This is a genomic window from Ensifer sp. 22460 (assembly GCF_052044935.1).
GTDB lineage: Bacteria > Pseudomonadota > Alphaproteobacteria > Rhizobiales > Rhizobiaceae > Ensifer.
Genome location: NZ_JBQENZ010000002.1, coordinates 372,366 through 398,783, shown reverse-complemented (window position 1 = coordinate 398,783; position 26,418 = coordinate 372,366). Strand labels below are relative to the sequence as shown.

Genomic DNA, 26,418 nt, shown 5'->3' with positions numbered 1-26,418 from the left:
AACCCGAGGCGCCAATAGACCGCGCGTCAGTTGACCTCGTCAGGCAAGATCGGCAGCGGCGCGACCGCAATTCCTTCCTCAAGCAGCGCCACAGCCTCTTTCGCCGTCGCCTTACCAATCAAGCCGCGTTCTTCCGCTTCGCCGTAATGGATCTTGCGCGCTTCCTCGGGAAAGCGCTCGCCAACGTCCTCGGCGTTCTCGCGCACGGTCTTCACCAGTTCGCGGATCTTGGCGATCGTTTCTTTCTGCGCCTGATCCATGATCACCGCCCGCGTCGCTTCCTTCTTGCGCGCGGTCGCGACCGAAGGCGCCATCAGTTGCTTGGCAACGGACGTTGAATTGCAGGTGGGACAGGAAACCAGCTTGCGGTCGACCTGGCGGTCAAAATCGTCACTCGACGAAAACCAGCCTTCGAAGGCGTGGCCGTTGTCGCAGGAAATTGTATAGCGGATCAAGCGGCAACGCCTCCCTTCCCGGTTGGCACCACTTCATCGAGCACGAAACTGCGGGCGTTCTTCAAGTTCGGTATCTTTGCGCGTGCCGCATGCACGGCGGCGACATCAATTTCGGCAAGCACGATCGCCTCGCCGCTCGGTCCGGCCGAAGCAAGCACCCTGCCCCAGGGATCGACGATCATCGAATGGCCGAAGGTCTCGCGCCCGTCCTCATGCGTGCCGCCTTGCGCCGCGGCGATGACGAAGAGACCGTTCTCGATCGCACGGGCGCGAAGGAGGATTTCCCAATGCGCCTCGCCGGTCTGGCGCGTGAAGGCGGCGGGAACCGACATGATCTCGGCGCCGGCGACCGCCTGTTGCCGGAAGAGCTCCGGGAAGCGCACGTCGTAGCAGATGGTGAAACCAAGCTTGCCGACGTCGAGATCGGCAATGCGTGCCGTGCCGCCGGGCTGATAGGCAGCACTTTCCCGCCAGCTTTCGCCGTTGTCGAGGTCAACATCGAACATGTGGATCTTGTCATAGTCGCAGATCTTGTGACCATCTGGTCCGAACAAGAGGCCGCGATTGGCGATCTTGCCGTCGGCAAGCGCGATCGGCGTCGAGCCGACATGGAGGTAGATCCCGAGTTCACCGGCGAGCTTCGCCGCTGCACCGGCAATGATGTCGTTCGCCTCATCTTTCAGGATCGCGCGCAGAGCCGCCCGGTCCCGCTGGAGCGCGCCGGTCATTTCCGGCGTCTGGACATAGATCGCCCCTTGAGCCGCCGCCTCGCGCACCAGCCGGACCATCGTCTCCGCGTTGTCTAGCGGATCGACGCCGGAGCACATCTGAATGGCTGCAGCCTTGAAGGTCATCGTCGTTCTACTCCTGGTGCACGCGGCCAACACAGCCTCGCGTTGGCGATGTGCGAAACGTCAGATCCGCCTCAGGCCGCCAGCAGCGCATCGAGTTTGCCGGCGCGTTCCAGCGCGTGCAGATCGTCACAGCCGCCGACATGAATGTCATTGATGAAGATCTGCGGGAAGGTCGAGCCGCCATGCGCCTTTTCGATCATCACCTGCCGCACCTTCGGATCATAGGTTGCGTCATGTTCGAGAAAGGGCACGCCCTTGGTTTCCAATAGTTTCTTGGCCGCCGAACAATAACCGCAGAACTGACGCGTATAAATGACCACTGAAGCCATGATCCTCAATCGCTCCTTCACCGGCCACCGTGCCGGATAACTGATTGTCATATAAGACCGGATATGGCTCTTGCAAAGGTCAAAACCGTGACCGGCCCGGCTCCCGCCCGCTTCAGCGCACGGGTCGCTGCAGAGACGGTTGCACCGGTCGTATATACATCGTCGACGAGAACCACGCTGTTCCCACGGAGACCCGCCTTGCCGTCTTCCGAGACCGCGAAGGCACCGCGCACATTGTCCTCACGTGCCTGCCGGGCAAGGCCCACCTGCCGGCTTGTGCGTCGGATACGCTTGAGCACATCGGGTTGATAAGGCCTGCCGGAGAGCCGCGCGATGGCCCGTGCCAGTTCCGCCGATTGGTTGAACCGACGCCTCCAGAGCCGAAAGGCGTGCAATGGCACCGGGATGATCGCATCGGCCGAGGCAACCGCACCGTCACTCGCCCGGATCATCCATTCCGCCATCATCGGCGCAAGATCGGTGCGATCGCGATATTTCAGCCCGTGCACCAGATCACGGGCAATGCCCTCATGGATTGCCACCGACCGCAGACGGTCGAAGGCCGGCGGATTGGCAATGGCTTCGGGCGAAACCGAGCCCGGCCCATGGTCGACCGAAAAGGGCGTCCCGAGAATATCGCAAAAAGGGCGCTCGATCAGCGGCAACGTCGACCAGCAAGGAGCGCAAACCGCGCGATGGCTGCCTACCATCCGGCCGCAACCGCAGCAGACCGGCGGATAGACGAGATCGACCGCCCCGGAGACGAGCCCCCGCAGCACCCACCCCCACCCTTCCTCCGGAAACAGCGGTCTCTCCCATGCCATGCTGTTGACTTTGAACCTCCGAAGGTCTTTTTGCTGGCCAGCTTGCGGAGACAGTATCGTGGAAAAAATCTTTGACCAGAGCCTCGTCGAGGCACATCGGGCAAGGGCGCTCAGAAACGCCGATCCGAAGGCCGGTTTCCTTCTCGATATCGTCGCCCAGGAACTCGCCGAACGCGTCAGCGTGGTCGAACGTCACTTCGATCGCGCGCTGGAGTTGCACGGCTACACCGGGCAAACGGCCCACCATCTCATGGCAACGGGCAAGGTCGGTGCCGTCGAGCGCGTGGAAACGGATGCGCGATTTGGTTCTGCGCAAGCACCGGTAACGATCGCCTCGCTTGAAGAGGTTCCGGGCGAACCGGAAAGCTTTAACCTGGTGGTTTCGCCACTCTCCCTACACCTGACCAACGACACGCCGGGCGCCTTCATCCAGGTTCGTCGGGCGCTGAAGCCCGACGGGCTTTTTCTCGCCGCCATCCCGGGCAGCGGTACGCTGCAGGAACTGCGCGAAGCGCTCCTAGCCGCCGAGGCGGAATTGACGGGCGGAGCCAGTCCGCGGGTCATCCCCTTCGCCGATGTCCGCGATGTGGGCGCGCTGCTGCAACGCGCCGGCTTCGCGCTGCCGGTCACGGACACCGAAACCTATACGGTGCGTTACGATTCACTGTTTGCGCTGATGCGCGACTTGCGCGCCATGGGCATGGCCAGCCCGCTCACTGCCCGAAGCCGCCTGCCCGTTTCGCGTCGCTTCTTCCTGCGGGCCGCGGAAATCTATGCCGAACGCTTCTCCGATCCGGACGGCCGCGTCCGCGCGACATTCTCGGTGATCTATCTGTCCGGATGGGCGCCGCATGAAAGCCAGCAGAAGCCGTTGAAACCGGGCTCCGCGAAGCAGCGGCTGTCGACAGCGCTCGGCACCAAGGAACAACCGCTTTAACAAGGGCGGTCGTGTTTGCCCCGAACTCAGGCCCCCTGAAAAGCCGTCGCGACGGAGTTGTAGACGGCTGAGAGGACGTTGCCGATCTGTTCGGCCCCGAGGATCACGCTCAGGGAGACGATGGCGGCGATGAGCGCGTACTCGATTGCGATACCAGCGCTTCTATCGCGAAACAGGCGTTTCAGCTTTTCCATGCTCCCCAGTCCGGTTCGTGTTCAGTCCGAAACGTGCGGCAGCAGCCGAAAACCGGAGGCGTTCGGGTCAGCACCCGCTCTTGCGACCGTCCGCATCGATGATGCAGACCGCACCGGGCATCTCCTGCAGCACGCTACGCCGTACCGTATAGCGCTTGGTGGTCCCGCTCGAGGGGATGGAGCCGGTGGAAATATTGTCGTAGTCGACGGGCGTATTGGCCATGATGCGCCTGTCGTTCTTCGAAGACAGCATCGGCGTCAGGATCAGCGTCAGCGCGATCACTGCCGTTCCAAACAGCAGGGACAGATTGAGCACACCCGTCCGGCGGGACTGATTAGTCACCAGATCCTTTTCCTGAACCGTGCTCCAGAAATCGTCGTCCACCATCCCAGCCTCACAAACGCACAAAGCACGGCGAACGCAAGCGCCCTTCCCAAGCTTGGTTCCACCGCACTGCCTGAAATCAGTACGCCGTTCACCAACAATGCGTACCGAAAATGAATTGAGCTATCTTTGCGCGAGGGAGATAAACGATCGATTAATAATCAATCAGATTTCGGGTAGGTTCAGAGCAAATCCATAAGAAATGGTATCAACGGCTCGTCAGCCGGCGGCATCGGGTAGTCGCGCAGGGCCTTTGGCCTGACCCATTTGATCGCTTGGCCCTCGCGTCCGGTCGCCACCCCTTCGTAGCGCCGGCAGACATAGAGCGGCATCAGCAGATGGAAGTCCTCATAGGTGTGGCTGGCGAAGGTCAGTGGCGCGAGGCACGCGACCTTGGTGCGGATGCCGAGTTCCTCGTCCAACTCACGGATCAGGGTTTCCTCGGGCGTCTCGCCGGCTTCGACCTTGCCGCCCGGAAACTCCCAAAGACCCGCAAGCGACTTTCCTTCCGGCCGTTGCGCCAGCAGAATGCGGCCGTCGCTGTCGACCAGGGCGCAGGCGGCGACGAGGACGATCTTCTTTCCGCTGACGTTCATGGCCTCAAGCCCCCGGCGTTCTGTAGATGTAGCTGTAGACCTCGGAGAAACCGGCACCGCGATAAAGCGCCAGCGCCGCGCTGTTTTCCGCCTCGACCTGCAGCCAGGCCTTTTTTGCTCCCCGCAGCCGCGCCCAGCGCAGGCAGACATCGAGCATCGCCTTGCCGACACCCTTCCCGCGAACCCGCTCGTCCACGGCAAACTGCATGATGCCGGCGAGGTCGTTGTCCTGCACGACGAGTGCCACGGCGGTCGGCCCGGTCTCGGCATCTTCAAACAGGAAGAGGCCGCTTTCCGGCTTGATCGCATTGATGATCTCGGTAAGCGCCGCCTTCCTCTTCGGATCGCCCTTGGCGATGCCGATACAGGCATCGACGAAGCGACCGACGTCCTTGATCGGCAGGTGATCGATGCCGTCGCCGAATTCACGCTCGGCAAGATCGGCCGTCATCACCAGGCTGCGGCTGAATGCCGTCCAGCCTTCGGCATCCATATGGGCAACGAGTTGCGGCGGCGTCAGCGGCGTCTGGCGCACGGTCAGGGGCCGGCCATAGTCCGCAAAGCGCCTGGCCGCCTTTTCAAGGCGCACTGGAATATCGCGATAGTCGGATGGATCGAGCGGGTTGACGGAGTTGAGACGCTTGGAATCATGGCCCGCGTTGAGCCGGATCAGCCAGCTGCCGTCATAGTGCACCGATGCTGCCGGCCAGGCCCGGAAGCCCACGGCCTCGAGACGGCGCACGCTCGGAAGATCCACCATTACCACTTCCCCACCTTCGGCCGCGACGTTGCCCGCCGGCCGAGCATCACTCGATGTCATTTTGCTACCTCTCGCCAGTCCGGGATACCAGACTGCTTACGATCGCTCGACCGGAGCCTCAGCTGCGGTAATCGCCGTTGATCTCGACATATTCCTTCGTAAGGTCGCAGGTATAGACCGTGGCGCGACCGGAGCCGAGGCCGATATCGACGCGGATGGTGATGTCCTCGGCCTTCATGACGGCAGTGGCAGCCGCTTCCGAATAGGTCGGATCGCGCTCGCCTTCGACGGCCACCCGCACATCGCCGAACCAGATCGCCAACCGATCGCGTTCCGCCATCTCGCCTGATTTGCCGACGGCCATGACCACGCGGCCCCAATTGGCGTCTTCGCCAGCAACCGCCGTCTTCACCAGCGGCGAATTGGCGATCGAGAGCGCGATGCGCTTGGCGGCTGCGTCGTTTTCAGCACCTTCCACGGTGACTTCGACCATCTTGCGCGCGCCTTCACCATCGCGCACCACCTGGAGCGCCAGATCGCGCAGCAGGTCGTTGAGCGCGACGCGGAAGGCGTCGAGGCGCGCATCGGCCGCGTCGGAGATTGCCGGCTGCCCGTCGGCTGCCGCCGCACCCGTTGCAAAAAGCATCAGCGTGTCGGAGGTCGACGTGTCGCTGTCGACCGTGACCGAATTGAAGGTCGGGCCGACGCCCGCGGAAAGCAGAGCCTGCAGTGCGGCCGGCGCGATGTCTGCATCGGTGACCACGAAGGAGAGCATCGTTGCCATGTCGGGCGCGATCATGCCGGCGCCCTTGGCAATACCGTTGATCGTGACCTTGACGCCACCGATTTCGGCCATGCGGGTCGCAACCTTCGGATAGGTATCCGTCGTCATGATCGCCTTGGCGGCTTCGAACCAGAAATCTTCCTTGCCGGCAACGGCCAGATCGTCGAGCACGCCCGCAAACTTGGTCGCATCCAGCGGTTCGCCGATGACGCCGGTCGAAGCGAGGAACACTTCGCTCTCCGCACAGCCGACTGCCTTCGCCGCAGACTTTGCAGTCAATTCCGTGGCTTCGCGTCCCTTCTTGCCGGTGAAGGCATTGGCGTTGCCGGAGTTGACGACGACAGCGCGCGCGATGCCGCCGGCAAGGTTCTGGCGGCAGAAATCAACAGGAGCAGACGGGCACTTGGAGCGGGTGAAAACACCGGCTGCAGCGGCCGGCTTGTCGAACACCATCATCAGCACGTCGGTACGGTTCTTGTACTTGATGCCGGCGGCAGCGGTCGCCATGCGGACACCGCGGACGGAAGGCATTTCGGCGAAGGTTTTCGGAGCAAGCGGAGAAACGGAGCCGGACATGGGAAACCTGCTGTGACGTGTTGGGGCCAAAGCATTTCCAGGAAAAGTGCGTAGCGGTTTTCCGTCAGGAAATGCGTAAGAACAAAGACCTGGAGCGGTTTACAACCGAAGCTGCTCCAGATCTATCTTGCGACAAATGCCCGAACGGTTTTCACCGCCGGGCATCGACAAAAAGCGGTGATGGCAGGTCCCGCGAGCGGCAGGGCCTGCCAATCGAAATTACTTGGCTTCCTGCGCCTTGTTGGCCTCGTCATAGGCCTTCTTCAAAGCGGGATCGGAAATCTCGACGCCTGCGTCCTTTTTGGCGGCAGCAAGCAGCTCAACGTATTTGTCACGCATGACAAGCTGACGAACCTGCGGCTCGACCTGCTCCAGCGGCGGCGGGGCCTGCGGGCGCTTGTCTTCGACCAGGATCACGTGGAAGCCGAACTGGGTCTTGACCGGAGTCTTGGTGTAGGCACCCTTGTCGAGTGCGAAGACAGCTGTATCGAATTCCGGCACCATGCGGCCCTTGGTGAAGTAGCCGAGGTCGCCGCCGTCGTCCTTGTTCGGATCGGTCGACTTCGCCTTGGCGAGATCGACGAAGCTCTTGCCGGCGTCGAGTTCCTTGATGATTTCCTTGGCCTCATCCTCGGTCTTGACCAGGATGTGGCGTGCCTTCACCTCTTCCTGCACCGGGATCGCGGCGATCTCCTTGTCGTAGCGCGCCTTCACCTCTTCCTTGGTGATGGCGTCGACGACATGCTTCTTGAAGTAGGCATTGTGCAGTTCGCGCTCGGTCAGGTAGGCGACGCGCTGCTTGAAGGCCGCATCATCCTGCAGGCCTTCCTTTTCGGCAGTGTTCGAAAGGAGCTTGACGTCGATGATCGCCGAGAGGGCGGCGGCGCGCTTCTGCTCCTCCGGCATCTGCTGCAGCTGCGGGTCGAGACCGCCCAGCGCCAGCGTGAGCTCGGACTGGCGCACTTCCTCGCCGCCAACCTTGGCGATCACCGGATCGGCGTCTTCCGCGCGCGCGCCACCATGAACGGCCATCGCCGCAACCAGTGCCGCGGCGGCCAGGGTTTTCAACTTGGACATGCTCACTAACCTTTCACATTAGCCTTCGGCGCAATTACCTGCGACTTGTAGCGGCTGCACACCACCAGAATGTGGCGGTTCTGTAGCCGTCCGGCAGTGCAAGTGCGTTGACATAATTCGACCCCCCTCTTATCTGTCACGCAACCTCGCGTCCAGAACAGTTTCCGGGCGTTTCACGGCATTGCGCGGTTTTCGCGGCGCGGCCATGAGACCTAAGGCAACAAAAAAGAAAGGACCATTCGTATGGTCAGTCTCGGCGGCCTAGCCCGCAAGTTGTTTGGTTCCGCCAATGAACGTCGCGTGCGCGGCTACAAGGCTCGGGTGGACGCCATCAACGCACTTGAAGCCGAAACGAAGGCTTTGTCGGATGAGGCACTCGCCGCCAAGACCGTGGAATTCCGCCAGCAATTCGCCGACGGCAAGACGCTCGATGACCTGCTGGTACCGGCTTTTGCTGTTGCTCGCGAAGCCGCCCGCCGCGTGCTCGGCCTGCGTCCCTTCGACGTTCAGCTCATCGGCGGCATGATCCTGCACGAGCGCGCGATCGCCGAAATGAAAACCGGTGAAGGCAAAACCCTCGTCGCGACGCTTCCGGTCTATCTGAATGCACTCGCCAGCAAAGGCGTACATGTCGTTACCGTCAACGACTACCTCGCCCAGCGCGACGCCGGCACCATGGGCCGCGTCTACAGCTTCCTCGGCATGACGACGGGCGTCATCGTCCACGGTCTCACCGACGAGCAGCGCCGCGACGCCTACGCCTGCGACATCACCTACGCGACCAACAACGAACTCGGCTTCGACTACCTGCGCGACAACATGAAGTACGAGCGCGGCCAGATGGTCCAGCGCGGCCACTTCTTCGCGATCGTCGACGAAGTGGACTCGATCCTCGTCGACGAAGCGCGCACGCCGCTGATCATCTCCGGCCCGCTCGACGACCGCTCGGATCTCTACAACACGATCAACGAGTTCATTCCGCTGCTTTCGGCCGAGGATTACGAAATCGACGAGAAGCAGCGCTCGGCCAACTTTTCGGAAGACGGCACGGAGAAGCTCGAAAACCTTCTGCGCGAGGCGGGTCTTCTCAAGGGTGAATCGCTCTACGACATCGAAAACGTCGCGATCGTCCACCACGTCAACAACGCGCTCAAGGCCCACAAGCTGTTCCAGCGCGACAAGGACTATATCGTTCGCAACGGCGAGATCGTCATCATCGACGAGTTCACCGGCCGCATGATGCCGGGACGGCGCTATTCCGAAGGCCAGCACCAGGCGCTCGAAGCCAAGGAAAAGGTGCAGATCCAGCCTGAGAACCAGACGCTCGCCTCGATCACCTTCCAGAACTACTTCCGCATGTATTCCAAGCTTGGCGGCATGACCGGTACGGCCTCCACCGAAGCGGAAGAGTTCGGCAACATCTACGGCCTCGAAGTGATCGAAGTGCCGACCAACCTGCCGATCAAGCGTATCGACGAGGACGACGAGGTCTATCGTACGCAAGGCGAAAAGCTGAAGGCGATCATCGACGAGATCAAGTCGGCGCACGAGCGTGGCCAGCCGATGCTGGTCGGAACGACCTCGATCGAAAAGTCCGAACAGCTTGCCGACCTCCTGAAGAAGTCCGGCTTTGCGAACTTCCAGGTGCTGAACGCGCGCTACCACGAGCAGGAAGCCTTCATCGTCGCCCAGGCCGGCGTGCCGGGCGCGGTCACGATCGCCACCAACATGGCCGGCCGCGGTACCGACATCCAGCTCGGCGGCAACATCGACATGCGCATCCAGCAGGAACTCTCGGAAATCGAGCCCGGCCCGGAGCGCGACCAGCGCATCGAGGCGATCCGCGCCGAAGTGCAGAAGCTGAAAGAGCAGGCGCTCGCTGCCGGAGGCCTCTACGTTCTCGCGACCGAACGTCACGAAAGCCGCCGCATCGACAACCAGCTTCGCGGCCGTTCCGGCCGTCAGGGCGACCCGGGCCGCTCCAAGTTCTACCTGTCGCTTCAGGACGACCTGATGCGCATCTTCGGCTCTGACCGCATGGACAGCATGCTGCAGAAGCTGGGTCTCAAGGAAGGCGAAGCGATCGTCCATCCCTGGATCAACAAGGCGCTCGAGCGCGCACAGAAGAAGGTCGAAGCGCGCAACTTTGACATCCGTAAGAACCTCCTGAAATACGACGACGTGCTCAACGACCAGCGCAAGGTGATCTTCGAGCAGCGTATCGAGCTGATGGATGCCGAAAGCGTCACCGAAACCGTGACCGACATGCGCACCGAGGTCATCGAGGACATGGTCGGCAAGCGCATTCCAGCGAAGGCCTATGCCGAGCAGTGGGACGTCGAGGGCCTCAGGGCCGACGTGCAGCAATACCTCAATCTCGATCTGCCGGTCGTCGAATGGGCGGCCGAAGAAGGCATCGACGAGGCCGATATCCTCGAACGCGTCACCACCGCCGCCGAGAAGGAAGCCGCAGATCGCGCGGAACGTTTCGGTCCGGAGATCATGCAGTATGTCGAGCGCTCCGTCGTGCTGCAGACGCTCGACCATCTCTGGCGCGAGCATATCGTCAACCTCGATCACCTGCGCTCGGTCATCGGCTTCCGCGGCTACGCACAGCGTGACCCGCTGCAGGAATACAAGTCCGAGGCTTTCGAACTGTTCCAGGCCCTGCTCGGCAACCTGCGCCAGGCGGTAACCGCACAACTCATGCGCGTCGAACTGGTGCGCGAAGCAGCCGAAGCGCCGCAGCCGGCACCGCCGGTCATGCACGGCCACCATATCGACCCGTTGACGGGCGAAGACGACTTTGGTGGCGACGGTGGAACGCTTCTGGCCACGGCCCCCGTGCAGCGCGATGCGAGCGATCCGTCGAGCTGGGGCAAGGTCTCGCGCAACGAACTCTGCCCCTGCGGCTCCGGCAAGAAGTACAAGCACTGCCACGGCATCTACGAGGCATAAGAGACGCAGGATAAAAGTGCGGGTTTCTCCGCTCCCGGGTTCCTTACAGGAAATGCCGCCTTCGGGCGGCATTTTCGTTTCCGGTAGCGCGCTTCCTGGAGCGCGCGGGATGCTCTAGCGATCGAACGACTTGGCGTAGGTGATCAGGTTTTCGAGCGCGCGAATGCCCGTGTTGTTGATGTGGCGGCGGCCGAGCGTGGTGTCGATGCGGAAGGCGATGTCTTCCGCATTCGCCGCCTTCAGATCAGCGAGCCGTTCAATGCCGGTCTCCTCGAGACAGCCGACCATGCGCCAGCCGATGGATTTCGCCCGCATCATCCGTTCTCGCTCACTGTCGCTTTTCGGCATTGCCTCGTCCCGCCAATACAACCGCGCTGAACCGTTTGTTAACGCTGTTCTGGCAGTACTGAAGCCCTGTATTGCGTAATCTCAGGGTGTTCTCGTGTTCATGGCGGTATGTCAAACGGCCGGACGAATGCTGCCGTCGGCGCTGAGACACCGCCTGTCCGCGCTGATCGGCGCAGTTGCCGCTATTCTGACCGGCACCGACATGAAGAACACGGCCCGCCGGATGGCGCTCGTCGCCTTCGCGGTTCGCATTTTCAGCGCCGCCATCGCCTTTCTGTCGCAGATCATCCTCGCCCGGATGATGGGCGAGTTCGAATACGGCATCTTCGTCTTCGTCTGGGTGCTGGTGATCCTCTTCGGCAGCCTCTCCTGCGTCGGTTTCCATTCCGTCGTGATCCGTTTCCTGCCGGAGTATCAGGCGACTGCGGCGCTCGACGAGATTCGTGGCGTAACGACGACAGTGCGCGTTTTCGCCCTCACCTCCGCCACCACGGTCGCCGTCGTCGGTCTGCTCGGCCTCTGGCTCTTTTCGGCGCACATCGACGCCTATTACCTCGTGCCGCTCTATCTCGGCCTCTTCACCCTGCCGATGATCGCCCTTGGCGACGTGATGGACGGAACCTCGCGGGCCCATGGCTGGGCGCTCTCCGCCCTGAGCCCCACTTTCATCATCCGCCCCCTGCTGGTGCTGGCATTCATGGTGCTGGCAGTCACGGCAGGCGCGCCCCACACGGCGCAAACGGCCATGGTCGCGGCCATGGCGGCCGCCTATGTCACAACCGTCTCGCAGTTCCTCGTGCTGACCTATCGTCTCCGCTCGCGCTATGTGGAAGGGCCGCGGCGGATCGAGCTTGGCCGCTGGCTCCGGGTTTCGATCCCCATCTTCCTGGTCGATGGCTTCGGCTTCCTGCTGACCAATTCCGACGTCGTGATCGTCGGCCTCTATCTCGATCCCGAGGACGTCGCGATCTACTTCGCAGCCGCCAAGACCATGGCGCTGGTGCACTTCGTCATGTTCGCCGTCAAGGCGGCAACGGGCCCACGCGTTTCGAACGCCATGGCCCGTGACCGCAGGCAGCTCGCGGGCATCGCGATCGAAAGCGCGCGTTGGGCCTTCTGGCCGTCGCTCCTGGTTGGCGCGCTGGTGCTGCTGGCGGGCCCCTTCCTGCTTTCGCTCTTCGGGCCGGCCTTCGTCACCGGCATGCCCTTGATGATGATCCTCTTTGGCGGCATTCTCGCCAAGGCCTTCGTCGGCCCGGCGGAAACGCTTCTGACGATGGCGGGCCAGCAGACGCTCTGCGTGATCCTCTACGCCGGCGCGCTGGTGGCCAACATCGCACTCAACCTGAGCCTCATCCCTCTCCTCGGACTGACCGGCGCTGCTCTTGCAACCGCAGGTGCAATGTTCTTCGAGGCGATGTTGCTGCATATCGCCGTCCGGCGTACCTTCGGCTTCGCGCTCTTCGCCTTCGCGAGCGTGCGGGCCGGCAATGATAACAACGGGGCTGTCCATCCATGATCGGCAATACCAATCTTCCGAGCGATGCAAACAGTCGGGCCGCCCGGGTCCTTGGCGGGCTGGCACAGCCTGGCGATGCGGGCCCGACCGCGGAGCATTTGATCGAGGTCGGCCGCCCTGGACGCCATCTCGCCATCTACCCGGCCAAGGCCGGCTACGAGTTGCAGCGCGAGCTCGACTTCCTGTCGAACCGGGCACTGGAGCCGAACGTCTTCTTCACCGGCCGCTTCCTTGCACCGGCGATGCCCCGCCTCGAAGAACGGGTGATCCGGCTCGCCATCATGCGCGACAACGACGAGCGTCGCAGCCGCTTGCGGTTCCTGATGCCGTTCTCGATCGAAAAGCCCGGCTTCTCAATCGGTGCGCCGATCATCCGCGCCTGGTCGAACCCCTTCGGTCCGCTCGGCGTCCCGCTTCTTGACGCTGAAGACGCGGCAGAAACCATCGACAACCTGTTCGAAGCCTTTACCGCGCCCTCGACCGGCCTGCCCTCAGTGCTCGTCCTTCCCGACATGCGCCTCAACGGCAAGGTGGCCCGCCTCACCCGCGCCGTCGCCATCGGCCGCAACCTGCCACTGACGGTGACCGACACCTTCAGCCGCCCCATGCTCGAAAGCCTGCTCGACGGTCCGACCTATCTGCGCAACGCCATCAGCCCAGCGCATTTCCGCGAGCTGCGGCGGCAGTGGAACAACCTCGCAAAAGAAGGCGCGCTCACCTATTCGGTCGCCCGCCAACCCGCCGAAGTCCGCTTGCGCATGGAGGAATTCCTGGCGCTCGAAGCATCGGGATGGAAGGGAAAGGGCCGCAGCGCCATGGTGCTCGATCGCTTCCGTGCGGCCTTTGCCCGCGAGGCGATCACCAATCTTGCCGACGGCGACAGTGTGCGCATCCACACGCTCGACCTCGACGGAAGGGCGATCGCATCCATGGTGGTGTTCCTGATGTCGGGCGAGGCCTACACCTGGAAGACCGCGTACGACGAGCGCTATGCCAAGTTCTCCCCGGGCAAGCTGCTGCTGGCGGAACTGACGGAATGGCACCTCGACGATGCCAACATCGCCCGCTCCGATTCCTGCGCCGTGCCGGATCACCCGGTCATGAGCCGGTTCTGGCAGGAGCGCGAGGAAATGGGCACGCTGGTGATCGGCCTGCAGCAAACCCGCGACCGCGAAGTGCGCCAGGTCGCAGCCCAGCTCCACCTCTACCGCAACACCCGCAACATGGCGCGGATCCTGCGTGACAAGATCAAGGCGCTGGCCGGGCGCTAGAGAGGTCCGCTTGGGCACCGCGGGACGTTCGCGACATCACTTGCCGCGCGCCTCCGCTATTGCCTGTTCGCGCAGGAACCGTCTGATAACCTTGCCCGAAGTCGTCAGCGGCAGGCTATCGACGAAGGCGATCTCGCGCGGATATTCGTGCATCGACAGCCGCGTCTTCACCCACTCGCGAACGGACGTGGCGACACGCTCGTCACCAACCACGCCGGGCCGCAGGACGACATAGGCCTTGACGATCTCGGTGCGGACGGGATCCGGCTTGCCGACGGCAGCGGCGAGTTGCACATCCGGATGACCGGCAAGGCAATCCTCGATCTCGCCGGGGCCGATGCGGTAACCCGACGAGGTGATGACGTCATCGTCCCGGCCGAAGAAGGTGAAATAGCCCTCCTCGTCCATCACGCCCTGGTCGCCCGTCGTCATCCAGTCACCGATGAACTTCTTCTCCGTCGCCGCCTCGTTGCCCCAATAGCCGAGGAACATCACCGGATCCGGGCGCTTGACCGCCACCTGGCCGACGCTTCCGGCCGGCAGTTCATGACCTTCGGCGTCGATGATCGCCACCCGGTGGCCCGGTGCCGCCTTGCCCATCGATCCAGGCTTGACGACGCCGAGATCGGCGGCCGAGGAGATGACGATGTTGCACTCGGTCTGGCCGTAGAACTCACTCACTTCGAGGCCGAGCGCCGCCTTTGCCCATTCATAGGTCTCGCGACCGAGAGATTCCCCGGCAGAACCGATGGTCCGGAGGTTGAGGCGATAGCGCTCGCGCGGCTTCTCAACCGCCTTCATCAGCCGGAGCGCCGTTGGCGGAATGAAGGCGTTGCGAACGTCCATCTCCTCCAGGATGCGAAAGGCGGTATGCGGATCGAACTTCTGCGCCGGCGATGACACGACAGGCACACCGTTAAGCAGCGACGGCAAGAGCGCGTTGAGCAGCCCTCCCGCCCAGGCCCAGTCCGCCGGCGTCCACATGCGGTCGCCGGGTTGCGGCAGGAAATGATGATGAAACTCGAAGCCCGGCAGATGGCCGAGCAGCACCCGGTGCCCGTGCAGCGCCCCCTTCGGCGGCCCCGTGGTGCCCGAGGTGTAGATCATCAGCGCCGGATCGTCCGGGCCCGTATCCACCGGCACAAAGCCTTCGGGGTCGCCGGATGCGAGTGATGAAAAGGCGATCGTCCCCGGCTGCGGCTGATCTTCCGCCAGCACGACGAGGCGCAGTTCCGGCAGCCGGTCCCGAATCGCGGCGATGCGCTCGAAGCCGAAACCGTTGGTAACAACCGCCGCGACGCCGGCGTCACGCAGCCGGTACTCGAGCGCTTCGACGCCGAAGAGCAATGCAAGCGGCAAGGCGATCGCGCCGTGCTTGTAGATCGCCGCATGGGCAATCGCCGTTTCGAAGCCCTGCGGCAGGAGAATTGCGACACGTTCGCCCGGCGCAATGCCCTCGCCCACGAGCCCTTGCGCGAAGGCAGAGGATTGTCGGGCAAATTCGCCATAGGTCAGCGCCCGATGCGCGCCATCGGAATCGAAGTGCTGGAGACAGACGCGCTCCGGCTCACGCGCCGCCCAGGCGTCGCTGACGGCAACGCCAATGTTGAACCTCTCCGGGATCTGCCATTGGAAGGCGCGGTAGAGTTCGTCGTAAGTCTCGATTCTCGGTAACATGACACTGCCATGACAGATTTCTGCTGCAGCGCACCTAACACCTTCGCAAGCGACAGTTCAATGACCGGCGCGGCAAGCACTGGCCAAGGCGCGTCCAAGCCGGAAACATCGGTCGGGGATGATGTCTGTGAATTCGGGTGGTGTGGTGGTGCCCCATGCCGGGGTCGAACCAGCACTCCTTTCGGAACTCGATTTTGAGTCGAGCGCGTCTACCAATTCCGCCAATGGGGCTCAGGGAAGTGCGATATCAGCGGCTCGGATTTACACGAAGGTTTTCACTGCGGTCAACCATCATTTTCAGCATGCCCCGATGACAATCACGAAAGCGTGCGGACCTGTCGCGGCTACCGCGATTTACAGGGCGCGCGATCCTGCCTAAGAAGGCGCCATCCAGTTTGCACTGCGGCATGTGTCGGTTCCGAGCTGCCGCCCGCGAGGTATAGATGATCGACGCCGCCACCCAATCCCGCCAGCACCTGCTGATCGCCATTGTCGTGACACTTGGCATGGCGGCAACTGTCGGCGGGGCGCTCGGCTTCGAGCATATCGGTGGCTACATCCCCTGCGCGCTCTGCCTTTTGCAGCGCGATCCCTACTACTGGGGCATTCCGGTCGGCATTCTCGCCATCATCACCAGTGCGCTGAAGCTGCCGGTGTGGCTGACACGCACGCTGCTCGCCATCGTCGGAATTCTGATGCTCGTCGGCGCCGGCATGGGCGTCTATCACTCGGGCGCCGAATGGCACTTCTGGGAAGGCCCCTCCACCTGCGCGACGACGGCACAGGGCGTGTCGTCGAATGTCGGCGATCTGCTCGGCGATCTCGATTCGAAGCACGCTCCGTCCTGCACGGAGGCCGCATTGCGGGTGCTCGGCCTTTCCTTCGCCGGGTGGAACGTGATCGCCAGCCTCATCCTCGCAGCGATCGCCCTGCGCGGCGCTGCAAAGGCGCGCTGATCTCCCTGGGCGGACTCAGGAATGCGGACACTTTCGCGCCGTAACCACCCGACACGGGTTGGCGAAGGCACGCACCTGTCCTGATCCCGCTCTGGGGCTTGATCCGGCAAGAAGGCACGAACAGCGTCAGGGCTGCAGTTCGACGTCCCAGTAGAGATAGTCCATCCAGCTTTCATGCAGATGGTTCGGCGGAAAGAGCCGGCCGTTGTTGTGCAGGTCCTGTACCGTCGGCTGGAAGGGCCTCTGGTGCGGGAACATGCCGGCCTGCTTCGGCAGCTTGCTGCCCTTGCGCAGATTGCAGGGGGAGCAGGCTGCGACGACGTTGTCCCAGGTCGTCTGGCCGCCGTGAGCGCGGGGCACCACGTGATCGAAGGTGAGATCGTCGGGCGAACCGCAATACTGGCATTCGAATTTATCGCGCAGGAACACGTTGAACCGGGTGAAGGCCGGGTGGCGCGAGGGCTGCACGTAGCTCTTGAGGCAAACGACGCTCGGCAGTCGCATCGAGAAACTCGGAGACGACACCGAATGTTCGTACTCGGCAAGGATGTTTACACGGTCAAGGAAGACGGCCTTGATCGCGTCCTGCCAGGACCAAAGCGACAAGGGGTAGTAACTAAGCGGCCGATAGTCAGCGTTCAAGACGAGCGCTGGTAAGGCCTGAGGTGAGACTGCAATCGTCAAGCGTATTCTCCTGATCGATTCGGCATCTGCACCTTCTATATTAGGCCCGTTGCAACAGGATTGTGAAGCCGGAAACAAAAATGCATGCGCTGGATTCGCTTTTTCCTTCAAGGTGTCACAGGAACAGCATCTCGGCGCATTTCCTGTGCATAATAGGCCCAGAAGAGCCGCGCAGCGACACTGCGCCAGGGCGACCAGGAGGCGGCAAGCGAATCAATTTCGCGTGCGGTCGGGCGCAATTCGAGGCCCAGCCCGTGGCCGATCGCGTTCTGCAAGGCGACGTCGCCAGAGGGGAAGACATCCGGGTGGCCGGCGCAAAACAGCAGATAGACCTCCGCCGTCCAGCGTCCCACGCCCTTGACCGCCGTCAGGTCCCGGATCGCCTCGGTCGCTTCGGCGTCGCAGATCGCATCGAGATCGATCTCGCCGCCCACCACCACATCGGCGACGCGACGCAACGCATCCGCCTTGGCGCGGGAGAGGCCGATGACGCGGCAGTCCTCATCGCTGAGCGAAATCACCCCTGATGCCGTCACCTCGCCGAGCCTCTCTTCCATCCGCCGCCAGATCGCCGCAGCGCTTGCCTTCGAGACCATCTGCGAGACGATGATGCTGGCGAGGCCTCGGTAACCGGGATTGGTTCGGCGGAGCGGCACGGGCCCGGCCCTGGCGACCACGTACTCCAGACGCGCATCGAGCATCACCAGACCGGAAAGCCCGGCTTCGATATCCTCATGTGTCCGGATGATCCGCATGACGCCTCCACAAAGCGGATGATTTTTATACGCCTTCCATGGCAAAGGGAAAGGATGCCAGACACGCCACCCGTTTTCCGCTTTGCCCCCAGCCCGAACGGCCTGCTTCACCTCGGCCATGCGCTTTCCGCGGTGCTGAACCACGACATGGCGAAGGCCGCGAACGGCCGTTTCCTGCTGCGCATCGAGGATATCGACCAGACCCGTTGCCGCCCGGAATTCGAGGCAGCGATCTCCAGGGATCTCGCCTGGCTCGGCTTGGACTGGGAGCGCCCCGTGCGCCGCCAGTCGGACCATTTCGGCGCCTATGCGTCGGCGCTTGAACGGTTGAATGAACTCGGCGTGGTCTACCCCTCGATCATGACCCGCGGCGAGATCAAGGCCGCCGTCGCAGAAGCCGAAGCCGGCGGCCGGACCTGGCCGCGCGATCCGGATGGCAGTCCGCTCTATCCCGGACGCGAGCGCACCTATTCGACCGGTGAGCGAACGGCCATGCTTGAGAGTGGCAGAGCCTATGCCTTGCGGCTCGACATGCAGAAAGCGATCAGCCTCTTCGGCAACGCCCGCCTCACCTGGAGCGAGAGCGGTGCCGGGCCGGCGGGCGAAGCCGGCATCATTGCTGCCAACCCCGCCGCCTGGGGCGACGTCATCCTGTCGCGTTCCGATGCACCGTCAAGCTACCATCTGTCCGTCGTGACAGATGATGCGCTGCAGGGCATTACCCACGTGGTGCGCGGCCGCGATCTCTATCACGCAACCTCCGTGCACCGGCTGCTGCAGCGGCTTCTCGACCTGCCGGAGCCGCTCTATCATCACCACCGGCTAATCCTTGGGCCGGATGGCCGCAAGCTCTCCAAGAGCAACCAGGATACCGGCATTGCGGCATTCCGTGCCGCCGGCCGCACCCCGGAAGAGGTCCGGGCCCTAGTCGTTTAGGTCCTCGTATTCGCGGCCCGCATCGGTGCCGCTGCGGAACTGGAAGCTGCGCCGCACCATGCGTTTGACCCGGTATTTCAGGATTGCCGCGTTGATCTCGGCGCCGATGATGAAGATCGCCGCGATCATGTAGAGGAACACGAGCACGATCATGATCGACGCCAGGCCCGCATAGGTCGAGACATAGGTGGCGAAGGTCGCGAGATAGGAGGCGAAGGCATAGGCGCCGATCGTCCAGCAGACGAGCGTCAGCACGATGCCGGGGAGCACGTCGACCACCTTGCGGTGACCGTCCGGCAGCCAGAGATGCGACACGAGCAGCCCACCGGTCAACATGATCAGGGCGAGCGGCAGGCTCCAGTTGTCGACTGTCGCCAGCACACCGCCGAGCCACGGCCACCATTCCCCGGTGTAACGCACCGCCAGCGGCACCGCGACCAGCAGGATGCTGAGCGCCGCAAGGATCAGCACGCCGGCGAGCACGAAGCCGAGGCTCGCTAACCGGGTCATGTACCAGTAACGGCTCTCGCTGACGCGATAGGCGCGGTTCAGCGAGACGCGCAGCGCTTCCACGCCGTTGGAGGCAAAATAGGCCGCGGCAAGAACGGAAATGGTCAAAAGCCCGCCGCGCGGGATCGTCAGCACCCGCACGATCTCGTCGGCGACAGGCTTGGCGATCGATTCGGGCCAGGCGTCGAAGATCAGGTGTACGGCCGTTTCGGCAAATTGATCAGCGCCGAGAAAGCTGCCGAGTGCTGTGCCGAAGATTAGAAAGGGAAAGACGGCAAGCAGCGACGACAGAGCCACATGGCTCGCCATCGCCCAACCGTCATCGAGGCTGAAATGCCAGAGCGCATCGAATACGACTTTCCAGGTGATGCGTATGAATGCTGGCATTCCATTCCAATCCTACAGGGCTCCACGACCGCGTACTCCCGCGCTGTCGTCCCGGTGCCGTTTCCTTGGCTTCACACGATCCCAACGGCGACAACGCTGGCGGGTTCCGGCTTGCGCAATTCAATTGTATCCCGCCGATGAATATGGGAAACGGAGGCAGGATTTCTACAGGAATCGATCGGATGACTGATCGCCCCACAATCATTGTCACCGGATGTTCGTCCGGGATCGGCGCCTACTGTGCGCGCGCGCTCCATGCCGACGGCTGGCGTGTCTTTGCCACCGTGCGCCGGGAAGAAGACCGCCAGTCCCTTGAAGCTGAGGGCATCGAGACCTTCCTGATGGACTATACCAAGCCGGAAACCATCGCCGCCCTGGCAGACACGGTGCTGGCGCTTTCCAGCGGACGCATCGACGCGCTGTTCAACAACGGCGCCTATGGCCAGGCAGGTGCCGTCGAAGACCTGCCGACCGAAGCGCTTAGGCTTCAGCTCGAGACCAACGTCATCGGCTGGCATGACCTGACGCGGCGGGTGATTCCGTCGATGCGGGCGCGTGGCAGCGGCCGCATCGTGCAGTGCTCCTCCATCCTCGGCATCGTTCCCTATCGCTGGCGCGGCGCCTACAACGCCTCCAAGTTTGCGATCGAGGGCCTGTCGCTCACGCTCAAGATGGAGCTTGCCGGCAGCGGCATCGAGGTGAGCCTCATTGAGCCCGGACCGATCACGTCCAAGTTCACGACCAATGCCGTTGCCTATATCGAGCGTTTCATCGATCTCAAGAATTCGGTGCACCGTGTCGAATATGAACGGCAGATGCGACGTTTGAGAGGCGAAGGCAAACCCGCGCCCGGCAAGCTCGGCCCGGATGCGGTTTATGCGGTTTTGAAGCACGCGCTGACAGCAAAGAAACCAAAACCGCACTATATTGTAACAAGGCCCGCCAGGCAGGGCGCGCTTCTGAAAAAGCTCCTGCCGGCAGCGTTGTTTTATCGCATCATCGGCCGACTTGGCTGAGTAAAAATGCAAGGAAGAATGCGATGTCTAGTTTCTTCACCGGCCTGACCCTGTTCGTCATGGGCTTGGTCGCCATAGTTTTGCTCCGCGGCCTCTTGAACATGATGAGGGGCGGCAGCGCCAGCAAATCCAACAAGCTGATGCAGGCCCGCGTGCTGCTGCAAGCGATCGCGATCGTCCTGATCATGGTAACGCTGTGGGTCACCGGCGGCGGCCGCCCGACCTAGATGACGCAATTCCGGACGCAAAGCCGTTCCACACCTTTCCTGGAATTGCCCGACCTAGATGACGCAATTCCGGACGCAAAGCCGTTCCACACCTTTCCTGGAATTGCCCGACCTAGATGACGCAATTCCGGACGGAAAGCCGTTTCACACCTTTCCTGGAATTGCTCTAGAGGACCGTGACGACAGATGGTGAAGCTCAACAAGATCTACACCCGGACGGGTGACAACGGCACCACCGGGCTTGTTACAGGTCCGCGCCGCCTCAAGAGCGACCTCCGGGTCGATGCCTATGGCGCGGTGGATGAAACCAACGCCTTCGTCGGCTTGGCGCGGCAGCACACGGCCGACATCCCGACGCTCGACGACGCGCTGATGCGGATCCAGAACGATCTCTTCGATCTTGGCGCCGATCTCGCAACGCCCGACACCGGCGAACCGCCGCAATACGAACCGCTCCGGATCGTCACAGCGCAGGTAACCTGGCTGGAAACCGAAATCGACCGGCTGAATGCCGAGCTCGAACCCTTGCGCTCCTTCGTGCTTCCAGCCGGCAGTCCTGCCTCAGCGGCGTTGCATGTCGCCCGCGCCGTCGCGCGGCGGGCCGAGCGGCAGATGGTAGCGCTCGCCAACGTCGAAGGAGAGATCGTCAGCAAAGAGGCGATCGCCTACATCAACCGCCTCTCCGATTTCCTGTTTGTCGCGGCGCGTTCGGCAAATGACAAAGGTCAATCCGACGTCCTTTGGATTCCCGGAAAAAACAGATAACGTCCGCTTCCGCATCGTTCCCAAGCCGGATTCGGGTTGAGGAACCGTGGCATGGAACGACGCTTCGGGAGAGAGCATGTTCATACCGCTTCACGATACGAACACCCTGAAGCACATCAAGGTCCAGTACGTCACGATCAGCCTGATCGTCATCAACATCGTCGTCTGGCTGATCACCGGGCCGATCGCCTCGGAAGAGTTCGCCAATGCCGCGATCCTCGGCTTCGGCTATATCCCGGCGCTCATCTTCGACTATGCCCAGCTCGATCCGTCACTGATCATCGTTCCCGATGGCTTCACCTTCGTCACCTATTCCTTCCTGCATGGCGACTTCATGCATCTGGCGATGAACATGCTGTTCCTCTGGGTGTTCGGCGACAATGTCGAAGACGCGCTCGGGCATTTCCGCTATCTCGCCTTCTATCTCCTCTGCGCCGCCGCCGGAGCCCTTGCACATGGGCTTCTCGATCCGGCCTCAGAGGCACCGCTGATCGGCGCATCCGGCGCGATCTCAGGTGTCGTCGCCGCCTATTTCCTGCTGCATCCGAAGGTGCGCGTCTGGGTTCTGGTGTTCGTCCGCATCCCGCTGCCCCTGCCCGCGGCCATTCCGCTGGCCTTCTGGATCGGCCAGCAATTCTTCATGCTGGTCGTCGATCCCGGCAGCGGCGTTTCCTGGAGTGCCCATGTCGGCGGCATCGTCGCCGGCCTCATCCTGGTGGTCATTTTGCGACGCCGCGACGTACCGCTTTTCGACCGCACCATCGTCACGCCGCGCGCCGTCCGCCACAAGGCGGAACCGGTCACGGCCAGGCAGCAGCCGGCTCCGGATGCGACAAAACCGCCGATGCCCTGGGGACGCCAGAGCTGAGCGGAGCCTGGCCTTTTCCGCCCAATCAACGCGGATCGGGCGGTTTTTCAAGGACTTGCCTGCCCCCGGCCCCGCATTGACGACCTGTAGAAGACTGGCCTCGGAACCCGCTTGCCATCCGCTTATCTTACGTGTACGTAAACGTCATTCCAATTCTCGGGATTATATCGATTTAGCGCCATGCACAGCGATTGTAATTGGAGAAAAAACGCGTATCGATGTCGCCAACCGACAATCAGGCGGCTCCGTTAAGGCGCATTTTCCTGCGAAAGCTCTTGGAGGGAAGAATCCATGAAAATACTTGTGACGGTGAAGCGGGTGGTTGACTACAACGTCAAGATCCGCGTGAAGGCAGACGGTTCGGGCGTCGAGCTTGCCAACGTGAAGATGTCGATGAACCCCTTCGACGAAATCTCGGTCGAAGAAGCGCTGCGGCTGAAGGAAGCCGGCAAGGCGGAGGAAGTCGTCGTCGTTTCCGTTGGTCCGGCCAAGGCCGAAGAGACGCTACGCACGGCCCTTGCCATGGGCGCCGACCGCGCCATCCTGGTTGAGACCGAAGACCAGGTCGAGCCGCTCACTGTGGCCAAGATCGTCAAGGGCGTCGCCGAAGCCGAACAGCCGGGCCTGATCATCGTCGGCAAGCAGGCGATCGACGACGATTCGAACCAGACCGGCCAGATGCTGTCGGCTCTGCTCGGCTGGGCCCAGGGCACCTTTGCCTCCAAGGTCGAGATCGGCGATGGCAAGGCAACCGTGACCCGCGAAGTCGACGGCGGTCTGCAGACCATCGACATCAAGCTGCCGGCAGTTGTCACCACCGACCTGCGCCTCAACGAACCGCGCTACGCCTCGCTGCCCAACATCATGAAGGCGAAGAAGAAGCCGCTCGACAAGAAGACCCCTGCGGACTTCGGCGTCGACACCGCTGCCCGCCTCAAGGTGCTGAAGACCGAGGAGCCGTCGGGCCGCAAGGCCGGCATCAAGGTCAAGTCGGTCGCCGAGCTCGTCGAAAAGCTCAAGACCGAAGCCGGCGTGCTCTGATTTAAGGAAGGGAGATATCATCATGGCCATTCTTCTTCTGGCTGACCACGACAGCAACCACCTTTCCGACCAGACCGCCAAGGCGCTGACCGCCGCCTCCAAGATCGGCGGCGATGTGCATGTGCTGGTCGCCGGTAGCGGCGCCAAGGCAGCGGCCGAACAGGCATCGAAGCTTGCCGGGGTATCCAAGGTGCTCGTCGCCGACGATGCCTCGCTTGCCAACAACCTCGCAGAGCCGCTGGCAGCCCTGATCGTTTCGCTCGCCGGCAACTACGACACCATCGTCGCAGCGGCGACCTCGGTCGGCAAGAACGTCATGCCGCGCGTCGCAGCGCTGCTCGACGTCGCCCAGGTCTCGGAAATCATCGAAGTGGTCTCTTCCGACACCTTCAAGCGCCCGATCTATGCCGGCAACGCCATCCAGACGGTGCAGACGACGGAAGCCAAGCGCGTCATCACCGTGCGCACCGCCTCCTTCGCCTCTGCCGCTGAAGGCGGTTCGGCTGCGATCGAAAGTGTCGCGGCTGCCGCCAACCCGGGTGTCTCCAGCTTCGTCGCCGACGCCCTGTCGTCGTCCGACCGTCCGGAGCTGACCTCGGCCAAGATCATCATCTCCGGTGGTCGTGCGCTCGGTTCCTCGGAGAAGTTCCAGGAAGTCATCCTGCCGGTTGCCGACAAGCTCGGTGCTGCCGTCGGCGCCTCGCGCGCCGCTGTCGATGCCGGCTACGCGCCGAACGACTGGCAGGTCGGTCAGACCGGCAAGGTGGTCGCACCTGATCTCTATATCGCCTGCGGCATCTCCGGTGCCATCCAGCACCTCGCCGGCATGAAGGACTCGAAGGTCATCGTCGCGATCAACAAGGACGAAGAGGCACCGATTTTCCAGGTCGCCGACTACGGCCTGGTTGCCGATCTCTTCGAAGCGCTGCCTGAGTTGCAGAAGGCCCTGTAACCACGGCAAGAGCCGCCCGCCGCCACCCATGAAAAGGGCTGGCAAAAGCGTGGACTTGGCATTAACAATCTACCGGGCCGGCCAAACCGGCCCGGTTTGCGTGTCTGATGGCGGCCTCACCGCCAAACCTTTGAAGATGGATGTTCGCCGCGATGATCAAGACTGTCGGAATTATTGGTGCCGGGCAAATGGGCTGTGGCATCGCGCATGTTTCGGCAATCGCCGGATACAAGGTGCAGATCTACGATCTTGCCGCTGAACGGATCGAAGCGGGCCTTGCCACCATCAACGGCAACCTCGCCCGCCAGGTATCGTCCGGCAAGATGACCGACGAGGCCCGCAAAGCCGCCTTGGCCCTGATCAAGGGCTCATCCGACATCAACGACCTGTCGCAGGCCGACCTCGTCATCGAAGCCGTCACCGAAGACGAGACGATCAAGCGCAAGATTTACGGCCAGGTTTGTCCGATCCTGAAGCCGGAAGCGATCCTGGCGACCAACACCTCTTCTCTGTCGATCACCCGTCTGGCCTCGGCCACCGATCGTCCCGAGCATTTCATGGGCATCCACTTCATGAACCCGGTTCCGGTCATGAAGCTGGTCGAGCTCGTGCGTGGCATCGCCACCGACGAGCTGACCTTCAAGACCGCCAAGGAGTTCGTTGCGACGCTCGACAAGACCGTAACGGTCGCCGAAGATTTCCCGGCCTTCATCGTCAACCGCATCCTGCTGCCGATGATCAACGAGGCGATCTACACGCTTTACGAAGGCGTCGGCAGCGTCGAGGCCATCGACACGGCGATGAAGCTTGGCGCCAACCATCCGATGGGCCCGCTGCAGCTTGCCGACTTCATCGGCCTCGACACCTGCCTGTCAATCATGCAGGTGCTCTATGACGGCCTGGCGGACTCGAAGTATCGCCCCTGCCCGCTGCTGGTGAAGTATGTCGAGGCAGGCTGGCTCGGCCGCAAATCCGGCCGCGGCTTCTACGACTACCGCGGCGAGATTCCGGTTCCGACCCGCTAACTTGTCGTCAAAGGCAAAGAAAAACCCGGCGATCCGCCGGGTTTTTGTTTTGTGCACCTACCGATCCCGCCTCAGCTACCGACTGCCGGGGCGACAGCGGCGCTGATCAGCGCCTTGGCATCATCGCTGTCCCAGGCGGCCGGGCCGTTCATCGAGCCGATGAGGCAGCCCTTGTCATCGAGCAGCAAGGTCGCCGGCAGGCCGAAGGCGAGGCCTTCCTTCTTCATGTTGTTGAACACGCCCATGGAGGCGTCGCGGTAGTAGCCAAGGTCGTGCACGGCGGTCTCGTCGAGGAACGCCTTCGGCTTCTCGTCGTCGCCGACATCGATGTTGATCGCCACCACCTCGAACTTGTCGCTGCCGAGCGACTTCTGCAGTGCGTTGAGCGCCGGCATTTCCTCGCGGCACGGCACGCACCAGGTGGCCCAGAGGTTGACCAGCAGGGTCTTGCCGGCAAAGGCCGAGACATTGGTCGGCTTGCCGTCCGGACCGTTGAAGTCGAGCGCAATCGGCCGCGGCGACGAAGCCGGCGACATGGCAGCGACATGACCCTTCATGAACGGCGTCAGCGACGCGACCTTGGCTGATGTCAGCGGGCAGCTGGTGCTGGCCGTTTCAGTCGCCTCGCCATTGCCAGACCCCGTCTCCTTCACGTATACCGCTGCCGCACCGACGATCACGCCAAACAGGGCGGCGAGCGCGAACAGTTTCACGGCCGGGGGGGATTTCTTCTGGTCGGGCATTTCATTCTC

29 protein-coding genes and 1 tRNA gene are annotated in these 26,418 nt (G+C 62.6%); 13 read left to right on the top strand and 17 right to left on the bottom strand.

Annotated features, from left to right (window positions below):
- Nucleotides 1–26 precede the first annotated feature (26 nt).
- The 4 genes from ACTJKM_RS04155 to ACTJKM_RS04140 form a co-directional block, all read right to left on the bottom strand.
- The gene (locus tag ACTJKM_RS04155) at nt 27–455 is read right to left on the bottom strand and encodes a DUF1178 family protein (protein ID WP_058325820.1); all 429 of its coding nucleotides are present in this window, start codon (nt 453–455) and stop codon (nt 27–29) included.
- Nucleotides 452–1,309 (bottom strand): carbon-nitrogen hydrolase family protein, encoded by an 858-nt coding sequence (locus ACTJKM_RS04150; RefSeq protein ID WP_058325821.1) that lies wholly within the window; start codon nt 1,307–1,309, stop codon nt 452–454. Before ACTJKM_RS04150 ends, ACTJKM_RS04155 begins: the two co-directional genes overlap by 4 nt.
- Nucleotides 1,310–1,380: 71 nt before the next feature.
- Complete coding sequence (gene grxC, locus ACTJKM_RS04145; protein ID WP_057254794.1) at nt 1,381–1,638, bottom strand: glutaredoxin 3; 258 nt, start codon at nt 1,636–1,638, stop codon at nt 1,381–1,383.
- A 47-nt stretch (nt 1,639–1,685) separates the two neighbouring features.
- On the bottom strand, nt 1,686–2,462 hold the full coding sequence (locus tag ACTJKM_RS04140; protein ID WP_058325822.1) for a ComF family protein: 777 nt from the start codon (nt 2,460–2,462) through the stop codon (nt 1,686–1,688).
- Between the two features lie 58 nt (nt 2,463–2,520).
- On the opposite strand from ACTJKM_RS04140, the gene ACTJKM_RS04135 reads away from it, so the two are divergent.
- Nucleotides 2,521–3,399, top strand: coding sequence for a methyltransferase domain-containing protein (locus ACTJKM_RS04135; protein ID WP_057254792.1), 879 nt, complete (start codon nt 2,521–2,523; stop codon nt 3,397–3,399).
- Between the two features lie 26 nt (nt 3,400–3,425).
- Here the strand turns inward: ACTJKM_RS04135 and ACTJKM_RS04130 are convergent, their stop codons facing one another.
- The 6 genes from ACTJKM_RS04130 to ACTJKM_RS04105 form a co-directional block, all read right to left on the bottom strand.
- On the bottom strand, nt 3,426–3,593 hold the full coding sequence (locus ACTJKM_RS04130; RefSeq protein WP_082616149.1) for a Flp family type IVb pilin: 168 nt from the start codon (nt 3,591–3,593) through the stop codon (nt 3,426–3,428).
- Nucleotides 3,594–3,660: 67 nt separating this feature from the next.
- Entirely contained in the window at nt 3,661–3,981 is a 321-nt protein-coding gene (locus ACTJKM_RS04125) for a hypothetical protein (protein WP_057254791.1), read from the bottom strand.
- 179 nt (nt 3,982–4,160) lie between these two features.
- Nucleotides 4,161–4,574, bottom strand: coding sequence for an 8-oxo-dGTP diphosphatase MutT (mutT, locus tag ACTJKM_RS04120; RefSeq protein WP_057254790.1), 414 nt, complete (start codon nt 4,572–4,574; stop codon nt 4,161–4,163).
- Between the two features lie 4 nt (nt 4,575–4,578).
- Nucleotides 4,579–5,394, bottom strand: coding sequence for a GNAT family N-acetyltransferase (locus ACTJKM_RS04115; RefSeq protein WP_057254789.1), 816 nt, complete (start codon nt 5,392–5,394; stop codon nt 4,579–4,581).
- A gap of 58 nt (nt 5,395–5,452) precedes the next feature.
- A complete protein-coding gene (gene argJ / locus ACTJKM_RS04110; protein ID WP_058323919.1) occupies nt 5,453–6,694 on the bottom strand; it encodes a bifunctional glutamate N-acetyltransferase/amino-acid acetyltransferase ArgJ in 1,242 nt (413 codons plus the stop codon).
- Between the two features lie 219 nt (nt 6,695–6,913).
- Nucleotides 6,914–7,771: a peptidylprolyl isomerase gene (locus ACTJKM_RS04105; RefSeq protein ID WP_058325823.1), complete on the bottom strand. Its 858-nt coding sequence runs from the start codon at nt 7,769–7,771 to the stop codon at nt 6,914–6,916.
- A gap of 243 nt (nt 7,772–8,014) precedes the next feature.
- Here ACTJKM_RS04105 and secA point away from each other — a divergent pair, with 243 nt between their 5' ends.
- Nucleotides 8,015–10,729, top strand: a complete 2,715-nt coding sequence (gene secA / locus ACTJKM_RS04100; protein WP_058323917.1) for a preprotein translocase subunit SecA — start codon at nt 8,015–8,017, stop codon at nt 10,727–10,729.
- Between the two features lie 114 nt (nt 10,730–10,843).
- Here secA and ACTJKM_RS04095 read toward each other — a convergent pair whose 3' ends face one another.
- Nucleotides 10,844–11,077 carry a hypothetical protein gene (locus ACTJKM_RS04095; protein ID WP_057254785.1) on the bottom strand — a complete coding sequence of 78 codons (234 nt, stop codon included), beginning with the start codon at nt 11,075–11,077 and terminating at the stop codon, nt 10,844–10,846.
- Nucleotides 11,078–11,204: 127 nt separating this feature from the next.
- On the opposite strand from ACTJKM_RS04095, the gene ACTJKM_RS04090 reads away from it, so the two are divergent.
- Nucleotides 11,205–12,596, top strand: coding sequence for an oligosaccharide flippase family protein (locus ACTJKM_RS04090; protein WP_058323916.1), 1,392 nt, complete (start codon nt 11,205–11,207; stop codon nt 12,594–12,596).
- Complete coding sequence (locus tag ACTJKM_RS04085; protein WP_057254783.1) at nt 12,593–13,867, top strand: GNAT family N-acetyltransferase; 1,275 nt, start codon at nt 12,593–12,595, stop codon at nt 13,865–13,867. The genes ACTJKM_RS04090 and ACTJKM_RS04085 overlap by 4 nt, the downstream gene beginning before the upstream one ends.
- Nucleotides 13,868–13,903: 36 nt before the next feature.
- Here the strand turns inward: ACTJKM_RS04085 and ACTJKM_RS04080 are convergent, their stop codons facing one another.
- Both ACTJKM_RS04080 and ACTJKM_RS04075 read right to left on the bottom strand, forming a co-directional pair.
- Nucleotides 13,904–15,544 carry an AMP-binding protein gene (locus ACTJKM_RS04080; RefSeq protein ID WP_057254782.1) on the bottom strand — a complete coding sequence of 547 codons (1,641 nt, stop codon included), beginning with the start codon at nt 15,542–15,544 and terminating at the stop codon, nt 13,904–13,906.
- Nucleotides 15,545–15,690: 146 nt separating this feature from the next.
- Nucleotides 15,691–15,775, bottom strand: a tRNA-Leu gene (locus tag ACTJKM_RS04075).
- A gap of 212 nt (nt 15,776–15,987) precedes the next feature.
- Here ACTJKM_RS04075 and ACTJKM_RS04070 point away from each other — a divergent pair.
- Entirely contained in the window at nt 15,988–16,500 is a 513-nt protein-coding gene (locus ACTJKM_RS04070) for a disulfide bond formation protein B (RefSeq protein WP_058325825.1), read from the top strand.
- Nucleotides 16,501–16,626: 126 nt separating this feature from the next.
- On the opposite strand, the gene ACTJKM_RS04065 is transcribed toward ACTJKM_RS04070, so the two are convergent.
- A complete protein-coding gene (locus tag ACTJKM_RS04065; protein WP_034797858.1) occupies nt 16,627–17,184 on the bottom strand; it encodes an HNH endonuclease in 558 nt (185 codons plus the stop codon).
- Between the two features lie 107 nt (nt 17,185–17,291).
- Entirely contained in the window at nt 17,292–17,939 is a 648-nt protein-coding gene (locus ACTJKM_RS04060) for a DNA-3-methyladenine glycosylase family protein (protein ID WP_057254780.1), read from the bottom strand.
- 54 nt (nt 17,940–17,993) lie between these two features.
- Between ACTJKM_RS04060 and gluQRS the strand changes: the two genes are divergently transcribed.
- The gene (gluQRS, locus tag ACTJKM_RS04055; RefSeq protein WP_057254779.1) at nt 17,994–18,875 is read left to right on the top strand and encodes a tRNA glutamyl-Q(34) synthetase GluQRS; all 882 of its coding nucleotides are present in this window, start codon (nt 17,994–17,996) and stop codon (nt 18,873–18,875) included.
- Here the strand turns inward: gluQRS and ACTJKM_RS04050 are convergent.
- Nucleotides 18,864–19,772, bottom strand: a complete 909-nt coding sequence (locus tag ACTJKM_RS04050) for a YihY/virulence factor BrkB family protein (protein ID WP_058325826.1) — start codon at nt 19,770–19,772, stop codon at nt 18,864–18,866. The genes gluQRS and ACTJKM_RS04050 overlap by 12 nt on opposite strands.
- Before the next feature lie 182 nt (nt 19,773–19,954).
- Here ACTJKM_RS04050 and ACTJKM_RS04045 point away from each other — a divergent pair, with 182 nt between their 5' ends.
- The 7 genes from ACTJKM_RS04045 to ACTJKM_RS04015 all read left to right on the top strand — a co-directional run bounded on the left by ACTJKM_RS04045 (nt 19,955) and on the right by ACTJKM_RS04015 (nt 25,666).
- Complete coding sequence (locus ACTJKM_RS04045; RefSeq protein WP_113513428.1) at nt 19,955–20,788, top strand: SDR family oxidoreductase; 834 nt, start codon at nt 19,955–19,957, stop codon at nt 20,786–20,788.
- A gap of 23 nt (nt 20,789–20,811) precedes the next feature.
- Nucleotides 20,812–21,015, top strand: a complete 204-nt coding sequence (locus ACTJKM_RS04040; RefSeq protein ID WP_057254776.1) for a twin transmembrane helix small protein — start codon at nt 20,812–20,814, stop codon at nt 21,013–21,015.
- A 186-nt stretch (nt 21,016–21,201) separates the two neighbouring features.
- On the top strand, nt 21,202–21,780 hold the full coding sequence (locus ACTJKM_RS04035; protein WP_058325828.1) for a cob(I)yrinic acid a,c-diamide adenosyltransferase: 579 nt from the start codon (nt 21,202–21,204) through the stop codon (nt 21,778–21,780).
- A 76-nt stretch (nt 21,781–21,856) separates the two neighbouring features.
- Nucleotides 21,857–22,648 (top strand): rhomboid family intramembrane serine protease, encoded by a 792-nt coding sequence (locus tag ACTJKM_RS04030; protein WP_058325829.1) that lies wholly within the window; start codon nt 21,857–21,859, stop codon nt 22,646–22,648.
- A 291-nt stretch (nt 22,649–22,939) separates the two neighbouring features.
- Nucleotides 22,940–23,689, top strand: a complete 750-nt coding sequence (locus ACTJKM_RS04025) for an electron transfer flavoprotein subunit beta/FixA family protein (protein ID WP_057254773.1) — start codon at nt 22,940–22,942, stop codon at nt 23,687–23,689.
- Between the two features lie 22 nt (nt 23,690–23,711).
- Complete coding sequence (locus tag ACTJKM_RS04020) at nt 23,712–24,641, top strand: electron transfer flavoprotein subunit alpha/FixB family protein (protein WP_057254772.1); 930 nt, start codon at nt 23,712–23,714, stop codon at nt 24,639–24,641.
- 152 nt (nt 24,642–24,793) lie between these two features.
- A complete protein-coding gene (locus ACTJKM_RS04015; RefSeq protein WP_057254841.1) occupies nt 24,794–25,666 on the top strand; it encodes a 3-hydroxybutyryl-CoA dehydrogenase in 873 nt (290 codons plus the stop codon).
- A 71-nt stretch (nt 25,667–25,737) separates the two neighbouring features.
- On the opposite strand, the gene tlpA is transcribed toward ACTJKM_RS04015, so the two are convergent.
- Nucleotides 25,738–26,409 (bottom strand): thiol:disulfide interchange protein TlpA, encoded by a 672-nt coding sequence (gene tlpA / locus ACTJKM_RS04010; RefSeq protein WP_058325830.1) that lies wholly within the window; start codon nt 26,407–26,409, stop codon nt 25,738–25,740.
- Nucleotides 26,410–26,418: the final 9 nt, after the last annotated feature.